Origin of the sequence: Allocoleopsis franciscana PCC 7113 (genome assembly GCF_000317515.1) — a bacterium.
In the GTDB taxonomy this organism is placed as follows: domain Bacteria; phylum Cyanobacteriota; class Cyanobacteriia; order Cyanobacteriales; family Coleofasciculaceae; genus Allocoleopsis; species Allocoleopsis franciscana.
The window spans coordinates 5,954,107-5,967,824 of record NC_019738.1 but is presented as its reverse complement, the minus strand read 5'-3'; the positions used below and the strand labels follow the sequence as shown (position 1 = coordinate 5,967,824).

The following is a 13,718-nucleotide window of genomic DNA, read 5'->3' as shown; positions in this document are numbered from 1 at the left end:
CTTCCTCAGTCCCGAAATTCTCATGACCTTTTTCAACCGTTGCGGTATTACTAAGGTTGACGGCAAGCGAGAGACCTATACACTGGTTACCGGCCCAATCCCCATCGCTTTTTTCAGATTAGCGATTGGCAAATCGTTAAAACTCTTCACAGACAATGGACAATGGACAAAAAATAAGAAACGGATAGCGAAGTCAGACTCGCTAGCGTGTTTCGCTGATTTGCAATAAACGTGGTGTGTGGAAGTGTCAAAAGAGCTCAAAGACATGCGCTTATCTCCCTTTTTAGCAGCAATGCTGGCTGCTTCAGCCACTTTCTGTGTATCCAACCCGGTGAAGGGGCAAACCCTAGACTTGCCCACTCCCCAGTCAAAAGCAACAGAACCAGACGCGACCAACAGCAGTGGAGGAGTGCCTACAGCTAAAGCTGAGCCGACCACTGAGCGTCATTTAGAATCTATTTCAAAGCCAGTCTATGTTAATCAAGATGCTGTTCCCATAGATTCGGAACCTGTGGCGTCAACGGAACGCCAAGCGGAAAGGGTCAACAACGTGGTTGTCGAGACTCTAGCTGTGCCAGACGCCTCTAGTCTGCAACCCCTGATAGCACAGGATGCTGAGTCCGGAGGTTCCACAGAACCCAGTCCGGTGCCTAGTCCCTCACCGTCCCCCAGTCCTTCACCATCCCCCAGTCCCTCACCGTCACCGAGTCCCTCACCAATCCCGACGCAGGAATTTTCACCCACGCCAACCCCAGCGCCAGAATTTTCAACCCCTCCAGACACTCAATCGCAACCGACTCAGCCAGAACCAAGAGTTCTCGTTGCGGAAGTAGACATCAGTGGCGCACAAGGGGAACTGGAAGAGGAAATTTTCCGCGTGATTAAAACTCGACCCGGACAGGCAACCACACGCTCCCAATTGCAGGAAGATGTGAATGCCATCTTTGCCACAGGCTACTTCTCCAATGTGAATGTACAGCCCGAAGATACACCTTTGGGGGTTCGTGTAACCTTTGTGGTAGAACCTAACCCCGTGCTGCGAAATGTGTCAGTTCAAACTGTTCCAGAAGGAGCCGCTATGGGTGTCCTGCCGGCTCAAGTTGTCGATAATATCTTCAACGAGCAGTATGGCAAAATCCTGAACCTGCGTGACCTGCAAGAGGGCATCAAGAAGGTCAATCAGTGGTACAAAGATAACGGTTATGACCTCGCTCAGGTAATTGATGCTCAGCAAGTGACCGCCGATGGGCAAGTCAAGTTAATTGTGGCAGAAGGGGTCATTGAAGATATTCAGGTGCGTTTCCTGAATAAAGAGGGAGAGGCGACGAATGAGCAGGGTGAAACGATCCGGGGTCGTACCCGTGACTTCATCATTACGCGAGAAGTGCAACTTAAACCCGGCGATGTCTTTAATCGGGAAACGGCTCAAAGAGACCTGCGACGGGTATTTGGCCTAGGGATTTTTGATGATGTGCGGCTTTCCTTTGCCCCCGGTACTGACCCCCGCCGAGTCGTTGTAGTCGTGGACGTGATTGAGAAAAACACCGGTTCTCTGGCGCTAGGGGGCGGGATTAGTTCCGCGAGTGGTCTGTTTGGTTCTGTGAGCTATCAACAGCAAAACCTAGGGGGTAACAATCAGACCTTAGGTGCCGAAGTGCAGGTAGGTGTACGGGAGTTCCTATTTGACGCAAGGTTTACAGACCCTTGGATTGCAGGCGACCCGTACCGTACATCTTATACAGTAAACGCCTTCAGACGCCGCTCGATTTCCCTAATTTTTGAGGGCGGTGACCCAGAAGTGTTCCTCCCACCCGACGATGACGGAGACCGCGATCGCCCCCGTATCCGGCGAACAGGAGGCGGTATTACCTTCACCCGTCCATTGTCCAGAGACGTTTTCACCCGAGCAGATTGGACGGCTTCCTTAGGCTTACAGTATCAAAGGATTTCAGTTACCAATAGCGAGGGTGACGTTACTCCCAGGGATGAGCGGGGCAACCTCTTAAGCTTTAATGACAGTGGAAAAGACGACCTGTTGACCCTTCAGTTGGGTGCTGTGCGCGATCGGCGGAATGACCCCATACGACCCACCAGCGGCTCTCTGCTGCGACTGGGGGCGGAGCAATCGATTCCACTAGGCTCCATCCTTATGACCCGCCTGAGAGGCAGCTACAGCTACTACATCCCTGTGAGCTTTACCAACTTCACCAAAGGCCCTCAAGCTCTTGCCTTTAATGTTCAAGGAGGAACCGTGTTGGGCGATTTGCCGCCTTATGAAGCGTTTTCCTTGGGTGGCGTTAACTCAGTACGAGGTTTCGGTGAGGGAGATGTGGGAGCAGGACGTAGTTATATTCAGGCTACGGCTGAATATCGCTTCCCTGTTTTCTCTGTGATAGGTGGTGCTTTGTTCTTAGACTATGCCAGCGATCTTGGTTCCGGTGACAACGTTCCGGGTAACCCAGCCGGCGTGCGGGGCAAACCGGGCAATGGTTTTGGGTACGGCCTAGGTGTCCGGGTACAGTCGCCGCTAGGTCCGATTCGCGTGGACTACGGTTTTAATGACCAAGGTGAATCTCAGTTGCACTTTGGCATTGGAGAGCGATTCTAAACGGTTGAAGGTTGAAAGTTGTTCGCGAGAGCGTTCCCCGTACTCCCACAGAGAACCCGAACGCTCTCGCGTTCCCCGAAGGAGTAGGGTAGGGGTAGGTTGAAAGCTTGAACAATTGTTCAGCCTACCCATGTTCAACGACTCTAGAAAAGCGATCGCGACGCTTTTGAACTTCACTTTCAACCGATCAACCCCCAACCCATCTTTCAACTAATCAGTCGTGACGAATAACAGATGGCTCAATACACCTTGGGTGGTATTTTTGATCGCTCCGGCGTTGGACTGCATAGCGGTATCTTGACAAATGTGCGAGTGCTGCCTGCGGTTCCTGGGGAGGGACGCTATTTCGTGCGAGTGGATTTGCCTGGATCACCCATCATCCCAGCGCGAGTCGAGGCTGTCTATGAAACCCGATTGTCTACTGAACTCCAAGCACTGATCACCAGTGACTCAACAGTAGACAAGGCAGCGAAACACAGCAGCATTTTGCCTCAGTCTACCCACACAGAAGCACGAGTGCGAACCGTGGAACACCTATTAGCGGCGTTAGCGTGTAGTGGGGTTGATGATGCCCGGATTGAAATTGATGGCCCCGAAGTTCCGCTGTTGGATGGTTCAGCTCAGGTTTGGGTGGAGGCGATTCAGGAAGTCGGTGTTGTGGCAACAGAGGAGGACTGGAAAACCGATGCTTTAGTGCTGGCAGTAGCGTTCCAGCAAGATAGCGTTCAGAGTAAAGAGGGGAAAGAGGACACAAAAACACCCGGAGATATTGTGAAAAGACACACAGAGGTAGGGAATTCCTCAAGAACACTTTCCACCTCGTTTGCCTTAGAGCAACCCATCTGGGTACATCAAGGAGATGCCTTTGTTGCCGCCTTGCCAGCACCCACCATCCGATTTACTTATGGAATTGATTTTGAGTCACCTGCGATCGGAAATCAATGGCATAGCTGGACACCGATGCAGGAGAGTTTTGCGACAAGCATCGCACCGGCTCGAACCTTTGGTTTAGCGCACCAAGTGGAGCAATTGCGACAAGCCGGTTTAATTAAAGGCGGTAGCTTAGAAAATGCCCTGGTTTGTGACGAGACTGGGTGGCTTAATCCTCCCTTAAGATTTTCAAATGAGCCAGCGCGTCATAAACTTTTAGATTTAGTAGGGGATTTAAGTCTACTGGGAACTTTTCCTGTAGCTCATTTCCTTGCCTACAAAGCTAGCCACCATTTGCATGTCCAACTGGCTCAAGAGCTAGCACAACAAATGGGTTGAAAGTTAGAACGTTGAAAGCGGGAAGGCGGGAAAGTTGGAAGGTTAAACGTTATAACCTGTAACCTGTAACCTGTAACCTGCTAACCTACTAACCGGACAACCTATTAACCTGGCATCCGACTCGCCCTGCAACCTGCAACCCTCCGAAGCACCAAAATGTCTATACTGACCGACGTTAACACCCACGCGAATTCCACAGAAACTGTTGAGAAGCCTATCACTCAACCATCAAGCCAAGCTCTGACCTTTGAAGATATTCAGAGGCTTCTACCCCACCGCTATCCCTTTGCTTTAGTGGATCGGATTATTGAATATGTTCCTGGTAAACGCGCCGTTGGCATCAAGAACGTCACCTTCAACGAACCCCATTTTCAAGGACATTTTCCCGGACGCCCGATGATGCCTGGGGTGATGATTGTAGAAGCCATGGCTCAAGTTGGCGGTATTGTCTTGACTCAGTTGCCCGATTTGGAGGGGGGATTATTTGTTTTTGCTGGCATTGACAAAGTTCGTTTTCGCCGTCCCGTCGTCCCTGGAGATCAACTGATCATGACCACGGAACTGATATCGATCAAGCGGCGTCGTTTTGGAAAGATGCTCTCTCGTGCGGTTGTCGATGGTCAACGAGTCGCAGAAGGCGAATTACTGTTTTCTCTCGTAGACTAAATGTCGCTTTGAGTACGACGGTGTTGAGTGTAAAGTTTTAAATTCATAACTCACTCCCTCAAGCTCACAGCACAGGAGCAGGAGCTCCTATCCAACTCAACACTTCTATGGCAACACTGATTCATCCAACTGCTGTTATCCATCCCGGTGCTGAACTCCACCCCACGGTTCAGATTGGCCCCTATGCTGTGATTGGGGATAATGTCAAGGTTGGTCCTGGCACGACGATTGGTGCTCATGTCGTGCTAGAAGGGCCAACAGAGATTGGAGCCAGGAATCAAATTTTTCCTGGTGCTGTGATTGGCTCGGAACCCCAAGACCTCAAATATGACGGAACCACCACTGGGGTTAAAATTGGTGATGACAACCGAATTCGGGAGTATGTCACCATTAACCGAGCCACGGGTGCGGGTGAGGCAACGGTGGTTGGCAGCAACAATTTGTTAATGGCTTATGTTCATGTCGCCCATAACTGCGTCCTCGGCGACTCGGTTGTCATTGCCAACGCCGTAGCTTTGGCAGGACATGTTCACATTGAGTCTAGGGCAACGATTGGTGGTGTTTTAGGGATTCATCAATTTGTCCACATTGGGCGCTTAGCAATGGTGGGTGGCATGAGCCGGATTGACCGCGATGTGCCACCTTACATGTTAATTGAGGGAAATCCTTCTAGAGTGCGATCGCTCAATTTAGTGGGGCTTAAGCGTGCTGGAATGACGGCGACGGAACTCGGACAGCTCAAAAAGGCATTCCGAACTCTGTATCGTTCTGGATACACGCTGACTCAATCCTTAGAACATCTAGATTTACTCTCCGATAGTGAACACTTACAGCACCTACGCCGATTTTTGCAGTTATCTCAGATGGAGGGACGGCGGGGTTTAATTCCTGGACGTCGCACCAAAGGGTTGCATGTTGAAGGTTTTTAAGAGTTGAAGGTTGGAAGGTTGAAAGTTGAAAGTTTTAATATTCAACATTCAACTGGTTCGCCTTTTAACTTGCTCGACTTTCGACTCTTCTTTACCAATGACCAATGACACGCAAAACCATTTTTATCAGCACTGGAGAAGTTTCTGGTGATTTACAAGGGGCACTCCTAATTGAGGGCTTAAAACGTCAGGCAGAGTCCATAGGGCTAGATTTAGAGATTGTGGCGCTAGGCGGCGAGAAAATGGCAGCATCGGGTGCCACGCTGTTGGAGAATACCACTGGCATTGGTTCGGTGGGAATTCTGGAATCTTTGCCTTTTGTCGTGCCGACTCTGCAAATTCAGCAGCGTGCTAAACAGTACTTGCGGCAGCACCCCCCTGATTTGGTGGTACTGATTGATTACATGGGGCCAAATCTCAGCCTAGGTCGTTTTATGCGGCGTCACTTACCCCAGGTGCCGATTGCTTATTATATTGCCCCACAAGATTGGGTTTGGTCGGCTCGGTCGATTCTCCCTCGCGATACGATGACGATTGTCAAGATGACTGACCAACTTTTGGCGGTTTTTCCAGAGGAAGCCCGTTATTTTGAAAAAAAGGGAGCGTCTGTCACTTGGGTGGGTCATCCCTTGGTGGATCGGATGCGATTGACACCGACGCGAGAGGAGTCAAGGGCAGCACTCGGAATTGAACCGGATCAAATTGCGATCGCGCTTGTCCCGGCTTCTAGACGGCAAGAACTTAAGTATATGATGCCGATAGCCTTTGAGGCAGCAAGACAACTCCAGGCGAAATTATCGGAGACAGCAGAACGTCACAAGTCCAATTCCCAATCCCCACTTTTTTGGATTCCTTTGTCTTTGGAAGCTTATCGCCCTGCAATTGAAGCGGCGATTGAGCGTTATGGTCTAAAGGCAACTCTGGTCTCTGGTCAAACGCAGGAAGTTTTATCTGCCGCTGATTTAGCGATTACGAAGTCAGGGACGGTGAACTTGGAACTGGCGTTGTTAAATGTGCCACAGGTGGTTTTTTATCGGGTCAGTCCTTTTACTTACTCGATCGCCCGTCTTTTGAAGTTTTCGATTCCTTTTATGTCGCCGCCTAACTTGGTAGTGATGCGTTCGATTGTACCAGAGTTATTACAAGAGGAAGCCACAGCAGAAAATATTGTTAATGAATCGTTAGAGCTTCTGTTTAATCCGGAAAGGCGTGAACAAACCCAGGCTGATTATCAAGAAATGCGCCAATTATTAGGGGAAGTTGGAGTTTGCGATCGCGCGGCCTCTGAGATTTTGAAATTAGTCGGTGAGTCGCCGGAAAAACAGAAGGCGATGGGGAGTATGTCCCCTTTGTAGGTTGCTTGTACTGACATGCTCCGAGTGCGATTTCACCATCATTGGAATCATTGATCATCTGTAACGGGAATTAGCCGCCCAACGTGCCGAACAATTAGCGGCGAAATTGCGCGAATTGAATATCGATCCAGATAGTATCTAAGTGAAGCGATGTGAAGTGCTTTAAACTTACTCCTAGCCCATAACTAAGATTTACAGCCGCAGGAGTCACATCATGGATCAACTCGATCGCCTAATCAAAATGGCAGAAGATGAGCTAACCGAATACAGCACGGATGCCCGCAAAATGGAGAAACTCCGCCGTAAGATAGGTCTATCTGTGCCCCTAGAACAGCAACGTCGTTGCCGTGAAGCATTAGCGGCACAAATGTCATCTGGCGGTTTACCCAAACTCGTTGAAGAACAACGTCAAACCGTTGCCTTACCCTTTTGGGGAATTGCCGGATTGGGTTTACTGGGAGCCATTTCCCTGGTGCAATGGGTAGGCTATATCGTCGCTGTTGCTGGAGCTGTTGCCGCGTACCGTATTCAGAAATGGGGCTGGGAATTACAGGCAAAGCGTCTGCTGCTGCAAACGTTAGAGGATATTGAAACCCGTATCGCCCAACCTCAACAATCAGAGTGATGAAGTAAAAAATACGATCAGCTTTGCTGGTGCCGTGAGCAATCGCTTGTTCTGGAAATGAAGAGGCGATCGCTCATTCTGTTTTATCTGTATACTCAAGCAAAAAAAAGACAATTCAACCTAGCAAATTTGTAACGTCTGCATTCCCCACGCCATCTTCATCTCTATCATTTCACTGGGTACTGCGAATTTTTGCATTTTCTGTAGATGCTATTGCATTCAATAAGTAGACCAGGAATTTCTTGTTGTAGATGCAACCTACAGATTCAACTTTAGACAGATTACTTTTCGTTGGGCGGATGAATATAGAAATTAATATAACTCTTAGTAACGGCTGATTGGCAACTCCTTAATTAACCCTATCTTCTTGCTCTTGTCAAAGTAAAATCTGAAACGCTTGTAGGAAAAGACTATTCCCAACTGAGGTTATTTTGAAGTTCCTAGTTATTGTGGGATTTTGATCAGAAAAAAGTTCGTCAAATGTCGAAGATCTGCTGCTGGGGATAAATTTTGCCGATCAATGGATTAGAATGTTCCTTAACAAGGCAGCTCTCCTTTCTCCGTTTCATTGATTTAATTTTCTTTAGAAAAAGAATAATTCATCCAAGCTTTACTTACGGCGGCTTTCGTTTTCTTGACATCCTCCTTAAGAGGGATGTTACAGTTGTAGCGTACATTACGAAGTCCTCTATTGAGGGAGCCTGTTAACTTTGTAGGTTGGGTTAAAGAACGAAACCCAACTCAAGGTTGGTTTGTTGGGTAACGCTTACGCTCTACTCAACCTCCATAAGTGCTAAGTGCAAACTTGACATGCTCCCTATTTTGACTTTCAATCAACAGGGAAAATACTAACTTTCAGACTTTTCGTTCTTGAAACATTGAGCCAAAATTTTGGGGAGTTTCTTTTTTATTTATTTAGAACTAATTAATATATGGATTCTTCACCATTTTTTTACATTTCTTCACTATGATCTAGGGCATACTGACTCCACATAATCCTGATAGAAGATGTGGGGAAAAAATCAGCCAACCCGCATTCAAGTTGCACAGTAAGAAGATGGGAAAGTTGAGGGAGGAGATTATGCCATGTTAAGGCAACTCAGCTTATCTTTTCCAGTAAGGCTTGCAGGTATTCTCTATGCAATGGGTGCATAACAATATGGTAAAGCCCTAAGTCTCCATGGGGCAAGTGTTTGATTTTTCTATTTGACGAAACTTGCATACTGAACACTGATAGTTCCTATGAGCTTCCATACTGATCTAGATGTACCAATGAAAATACTACAACCCTACACTTTTAAGTTTCAAGCACAAGAGTTGCCCCAGAAACTATGCCAAGTATCTCAAGAGGCACTGACAGGGTATTTACTATTTGAATTTCCGATTTTGGGTGGAACAGATAGCATGAATCGGTGGTGCCTCGGAGTCTCTCAAGGGCAGGTTGTATTTTCTGGAAATCAAAAGCTCTCATGGCAAGTATTTCTCAAGATATTTCAGCGTTATATATCTCGTTTACAAAATGCGGATGTTAGATACGCCCTTGTGGAATTAGAAAAACGATTCATGCAAGAAAAACAGAAAGGACAATCAGTCTTATTCCTGGAACTGATGCATGAATTACAGCAACTGGGCTTGTTCACAATGGAGGAATTGAGAGGAGCCTTACGATTGGGAATTTTATCAGACTTTGATACCTATCTCTTCAAGTATCCAGGACAGGCTAAGTTTATACCCTCTACTCCGCTTGAACTCCAAACTTCACTGTCAGGATTTGATATCGAGGATTTACTGTCCCAAGCCAAAGAGCGACAAGTTTGGTGGAAGAAGCTACGAACTACCATTCCATCGATGGAAAGTGTGCCACTTATTAACTCTGAAGTCGTCAATTCTGCTAATTTAACGAACCAGCAGAAGCTGTGGTTGAAGACATTAGTGTCAAAGGGTCAAACCTTGAATGATATTGCCTCATCTCTGGCTCAAGATTCGTTAGAAATTGCTAAAGTCTTTGCTAGCTTGATTGATAAACGCTTCATAAAAATCCAATCGCCTCCTGTTACCTCTACACCTGAAATATTTGTTGTTGATGACTCCCCTTTAATCCTGAAACAGTTTGAAACTTTGGTGACAACTTGGGGATATTCCGTTCGAGCATTTAACGACCCTACAACCCTCCTACAATCCATACCCCATTCAAACCCTGCCGTTTTCTTCCTAGATATCAACATGCCGGGAATAACGGGTTTTGATTTGGTTAAACAAATTCGCCGCCAACCTCAATTAGCTTCAGTGCCCATCATTATGTTAACGGCGGAACAAACCCTGACCAATAACTGGCGAGCGCGATGGAGTGGTTGTCAATTCTTAAGCAAACCCCTTGCACCTAATGATGTCTCAAGATTCAAACAGGGACTTCGTCTATTACTCTCACAACTGCTCCTTATCCATCAATCCAGCTAAATTAACCATCGTTTAGGTGTTTAAACATGAAAACAGTTATTTCTTTGAGAGAGTTTAATCGATGAAAGAACACTTGCGATTCATTATTGTCGATGATAGTGCTGTAGATCGGCGTTTTCTGGCGTCCATCTTGGAAGAAATGGGTCATCAAGTTGAGGCATATGACAGTACAACCGGCATCATTGAAAAGCTCATAACTGGCGAATATGACTCCGTATTTTTGGACATTGTTATGCCAGAAAAAGATGGCTACAAATTTTTAAGAGAGTTGCGATTGAACCAACGCACTGTCAATCAGCATGTAATTTTCTATTCCAGCAAAAAAACACCTGTAGAAGTCAGTTATGGAATTAGGCGAGCTGGTGCAAATGATTATTTGACTAAGCCCATTACCCGTGAGCGTCTTGAACAAACCTTACAAGAACTCTAAGACTCATATCACTTCTTTTATTATACATTTTGATCAATTCACGATTGAGCTAAAAGAATTAATAAATCAGACTTTTAGCTTATTAATTTGAACGTTAAGTCCTGGAAAATGCTGTCAAATCTGATGAATATTCCTGTTGATATCGAAACTCATTCATTCTCTTTACAGTCCTTTCAGCGTCGCTATATTCTGACACAAATCGGAGAGCAAAAAATTAGTTTTCCATCACAGTGGGTTACTGAAATTATGCTCATTGAGCGCTCACAAATCCTCAAGTTACCCTTCTATGATTCTAGGTTGGAGGGAATTGTTCACCATCAGGGCAATATTATCTCTCTGATTACCCCCCAATTGAGCAATCCAGTAACTCAGGAACACCTGATCCAACGGCAAAGAATTCAGGAAAAGTTGACAGCGATCCGTTTGAGTTCATCAGTTAGTGAACTTTTTGGTGTGGGGCTAATCGTTGATCGAGTGATTGGCAGTATTTCCCAGGAACAACTAGGGCTGAATCAGCAACAAGCGACAGAATCATTCAATCTCTCTATAGAGATGTTTCAACCCGAAAAGATTCCGCAATCAATTTGGCAACCTCGATGATGCATTCGCAAGCTATAACTTGGTTGAATCAAAATGTTTGATATAAGCATGTGTTTTAAAGGTATCCTATGAAGCTACAAAATAAAGTTTTGTTGAGTCTGGGAGTGGGACTTGTTGGTTTATCAATAGGCTTTTATTTAATTTCGAGAACTTTATTAACTAAAAGTTATATTGCCCTAGAAAATCAACAGGTTAATAAAGATGTCCAACGGGTCTTAGATATCTTAACCACTACTCTAGATAATATCTCGCGTCAGACTCGTGATTATTCTCGCTGGGATGACTCTTATCAGTTCATCATTAACAGAGATCCTGTTTATATTGACAGTAATTTTACGAACGATCACCTCGCTAATTTAAGACTCAGTGCTGCGATATATATCAATAAATCAGGGAAGATTGTTTTTTCCCAAGGCGTAGACTTCAATCAAAACAAAGAAGTCCCTGTTTCTCAAGCCTTTCTCGCTCAGCTTTCACCCTCAAGCCCTTTACTGAAACATCCCGACCCCAAAAGCGAGCATTTAGGGTTTATTCAACTTCCCGAAGGCCCAATGATGCTGACTTCACAACCGATTATCACCAGTGAAGGAACCGGACCCATTCGAGGAACGTTAATTATGGGTCGTTATCTCGATCAACCGTTTATTCAGCAATTGAAAGACCTAACCAAGCTGCCGGATATTAAACTGGAGCCGTTTGAAGCCAAACAGCTTGCTCCTGATTTTCAGCAGGCACGAAAGGCTTTTATGCAGGGCAAACAGTCCTTTGCTAAACCCCTCAACCAGGACTCAATTGCTGGCTATGCCTTACTCAAAGACATTTCCGGAAAACCTGCATTTCTATTACGAGTAACTGAACCCAGAACAGTGTTTGCACGAGGGCAAGCGAGTTTAAATTACCTTGTGATCGGAATCCTGTTGCTGGGTTCAATGTTTAGTATTGCAATCATTTGGTTTTTAGAAAAATCTATTTTGTCACGACTGAGCCGCCTCAGTAACACCGTGAGCCAAATTGGTACCAATGGTATTTTGGCGGAAAGAGTATTTTTATCCGGTAACGATGAACTATCCCATCTAGCGGCGACATTCAACTCAGTCTTCGATCGACTAGAGCAATCTCAGGGGCGATTGCAGGCTTACGCGGAAGGAGTACAACGGCAGAATACCGTCCTGGCTTCACTGTCTCGCGATGAATCACTGGCGCAGGGAAACTTAGAGCAAGCCGCCAGACTATTTATTAAAGCAACGGCTGAAACATTAGGGGTTGACCGTGTGAGCATTTGGCTCTATAACTCCGATCGCTCCCAGCTTACCTGCCTCGAACTATACGATCACACCTTGGAGCGGTATTTCACAGGAATGACTCAGCATCAAGCAGATTTCCCCCAATATTTTGAGGCGCTGAGTCAGAATAAATCCATCATCGTCAATGATGTGCATAGCGACCCCCGTACTCTAGAATTAGTCGAGTCCTATCTGACACCGAGCCATATTGTATCGCTGCTGGATCTGCCTATCCAGATTAGCGGCTATCCGGCAGGGATTATCCGCTGCGAACAGGTGGGAACTCGACGGCGGTGGCAAATGGAGGAGCAGACTTTTGTTTACTCGATTGGCAGTCTGCTGGCTCTCACATTGCAAAGCAGCATTCTCCAAGATGAAGTGAAACATCTGCTCGATGTGGTCTTGCTGGCAGCAGAGGGTAACTTGACTGCTCAGGTGACAGTAAGTGATCACATTACCGGAGTCGTTGCCGATACCTTTAACCGCTTCATTGAACGACTAGCTGAAGTCCTAGACGAGGTTTGGACGGCGGCACGTCAGGTATCGCAGGGAGCCAACCAGCAAACTGAACTCGCTGAAACGGTCGCCACCAATGCCGACCAACAAGCTCAAGCCGTGGGACAAGTGTTGAGTTTGACGGAACAAGTCGAAAACGCCGCCCAAGGTTCTGCTGAACGAGCAACCGCATCGAATGAATCCCTACAAACAGTGTCTACGACATTGATCCAGGGGCAAGAAGCGATCGCGGCATTAACTCAAGGCATCACAATTTTGCAGGAAGGCACTGACCGGATTGTGCAGCGGATGAAAACGCTGAGCGAATTTGTGGGTTTAGCGGATCAATTTGTACAAAACCAAAACCAGATTGCCTTTATCACCCAAACCCTATCCTTGAATGCATCCCTTGTGGCAGCCAGAGCATCTGAACAGCGTGACCCCAGACAATTTGTGGTGGTTGCCCGTGAATTTGACTCGATTGCCGATCAGGTGAGCAAGTTGGCTCAACAAACCAGTGAAGGACTGACCGCCCTCGAACAACAGAGTGCCCAAATTCACAGTGTTGTATCAGCCGTCGATAGTGATGTGCAGGGTTTGGGTGACCTCGTCAGGCAGTTTACTACAGGTGTTGAGCAATCAAATCAAGTTTTTGATCGGGTTCAGAAGGTCACGGGTGAGGCTGTGCAAGCGGGTGAAGCGGTCGCTCATTTCAGTGAGGACATTGTGGGAGCTGCTCAAACCACTGCCATGGTGATGCGAGATATTGCTGGACTCGCCAACAAAACCGCAGAACTCACTCAGATCGCTAGAGAACGCTCCGATCAAATGGATCTCCTGTCTGCTCAATTACTTCAGACGGTTCAATTCTTCCAGCTACCCTCTGCTTCAGAAACAGACAGCCATGTCCCAACAGAAAGTGATAGTGAATCGCTACTGCTGGCAGCCGATCGCACTTAACCCACGGAAATCACCTGGATCGTTTCTGCTCCAAAAGTCCC

Annotated in this window: 10 protein-coding genes; all 10 read left to right on the top strand. The window is 46.7% G+C overall.

What is annotated here, in order from left to right; all coding sequences use genetic code 11:
* The first annotated feature begins 265 nt into the window (after positions 1 to 265).
* The 10 genes from MIC7113_RS24455 to MIC7113_RS33810 all read left to right on the top strand — a co-directional run bounded on the left by MIC7113_RS24455 (position 266) and on the right by MIC7113_RS33810 (position 13,677).
* Positions 266 to 2,608, top strand: a complete 2,343-nt coding sequence (locus MIC7113_RS24455; protein WP_015184880.1) for a BamA/TamA family outer membrane protein — start codon at positions 266 to 268, stop codon at positions 2,606 to 2,608.
* A 234-nt stretch (positions 2,609 to 2,842) separates the two neighbouring features.
* Entirely contained in the window at positions 2,843 to 3,877 is a 1,035-nt protein-coding gene (locus MIC7113_RS24450; RefSeq protein WP_015184879.1) for a UDP-3-O-acyl-N-acetylglucosamine deacetylase, read from the top strand.
* 156 nt (positions 3,878 to 4,033) lie between these two features.
* A complete protein-coding gene (fabZ, locus tag MIC7113_RS24445) occupies positions 4,034 to 4,543 on the top strand; it encodes a 3-hydroxyacyl-ACP dehydratase FabZ (RefSeq protein WP_015184878.1) in 510 nt (169 codons plus the stop codon).
* Between the two features lie 107 nt (positions 4,544 to 4,650).
* Positions 4,651 to 5,472 (top strand): acyl-ACP--UDP-N-acetylglucosamine O-acyltransferase, encoded by an 822-nt coding sequence (gene lpxA, locus MIC7113_RS24440; protein ID WP_015184877.1) that lies wholly within the window; start codon positions 4,651 to 4,653, stop codon positions 5,470 to 5,472.
* A 104-nt stretch (positions 5,473 to 5,576) separates the two neighbouring features.
* Entirely contained in the window at positions 5,577 to 6,827 is a 1,251-nt protein-coding gene (gene lpxB, locus MIC7113_RS24435; protein ID WP_015184876.1) for a lipid-A-disaccharide synthase, read from the top strand.
* Positions 6,828 to 7,041: 214 nt separating this feature from the next.
* Positions 7,042 to 7,452, top strand: coding sequence for a hypothetical protein (locus tag MIC7113_RS24430; protein WP_015184875.1), 411 nt, complete (start codon positions 7,042 to 7,044; stop codon positions 7,450 to 7,452).
* Positions 7,453 to 8,724: 1,272 nt separating this feature from the next.
* Complete coding sequence (locus MIC7113_RS24425; RefSeq protein WP_041780203.1) at positions 8,725 to 9,909, top strand: response regulator; 1,185 nt, start codon at positions 8,725 to 8,727, stop codon at positions 9,907 to 9,909.
* Positions 9,910 to 9,970: 61 nt separating this feature from the next.
* On the top strand, positions 9,971 to 10,339 hold the full coding sequence (locus MIC7113_RS24420) for a response regulator (protein WP_015184873.1): 369 nt from the start codon (positions 9,971 to 9,973) through the stop codon (positions 10,337 to 10,339).
* A 123-nt stretch (positions 10,340 to 10,462) separates the two neighbouring features.
* Entirely contained in the window at positions 10,463 to 10,939 is a 477-nt protein-coding gene (locus MIC7113_RS24415; protein WP_155898092.1) for a hypothetical protein, read from the top strand.
* 68 nt (positions 10,940 to 11,007) lie between these two features.
* Entirely contained in the window at positions 11,008 to 13,677 is a 2,670-nt protein-coding gene (locus MIC7113_RS33810; RefSeq protein ID WP_015184871.1) for a CHASE4 domain-containing protein, read from the top strand.
* Positions 13,678 to 13,718: the final 41 nt, after the last annotated feature.

Bases quoted from the DNA above. Each gene is read 5' to 3' on its own strand.
- MIC7113_RS33810 (WP_015184871.1), top strand. From the start codon at position 11,008: ATGAAGCTACAAAATAAAGTTTTGTTGAGTCTGGGAGTGGGACTTGTT.
- MIC7113_RS24415 (WP_155898092.1), top strand. From the start codon at position 10,463: ATGAATATTCCTGTTGATATCGAAACTCATTCATTCTCTTTACAGTCC.
- MIC7113_RS24455 (WP_015184880.1), top strand. From the start codon at position 266: ATGCGCTTATCTCCCTTTTTAGCAGCAATGCTGGCTGCTTCAGCCACT.
- MIC7113_RS24420 (WP_015184873.1), top strand. From the start codon at position 9,971: ATGAAAGAACACTTGCGATTCATTATTGTCGATGATAGTGCTGTAGAT.
- lpxA (WP_015184877.1), top strand. From the start codon at position 4,651: ATGGCAACACTGATTCATCCAACTGCTGTTATCCATCCCGGTGCTGAA.
- fabZ (WP_015184878.1), top strand. From the start codon at position 4,034: ATGTCTATACTGACCGACGTTAACACCCACGCGAATTCCACAGAAACT.
- MIC7113_RS24450 (WP_015184879.1), top strand. From the start codon at position 2,843: ATGGCTCAATACACCTTGGGTGGTATTTTTGATCGCTCCGGCGTTGGA.
- MIC7113_RS24425 (WP_041780203.1), top strand. From the start codon at position 8,725: ATGAAAATACTACAACCCTACACTTTTAAGTTTCAAGCACAAGAGTTG.
- MIC7113_RS24430 (WP_015184875.1), top strand. From the start codon at position 7,042: ATGGATCAACTCGATCGCCTAATCAAAATGGCAGAAGATGAGCTAACC.
- lpxB (WP_015184876.1), top strand. From the start codon at position 5,577: ATGACACGCAAAACCATTTTTATCAGCACTGGAGAAGTTTCTGGTGAT.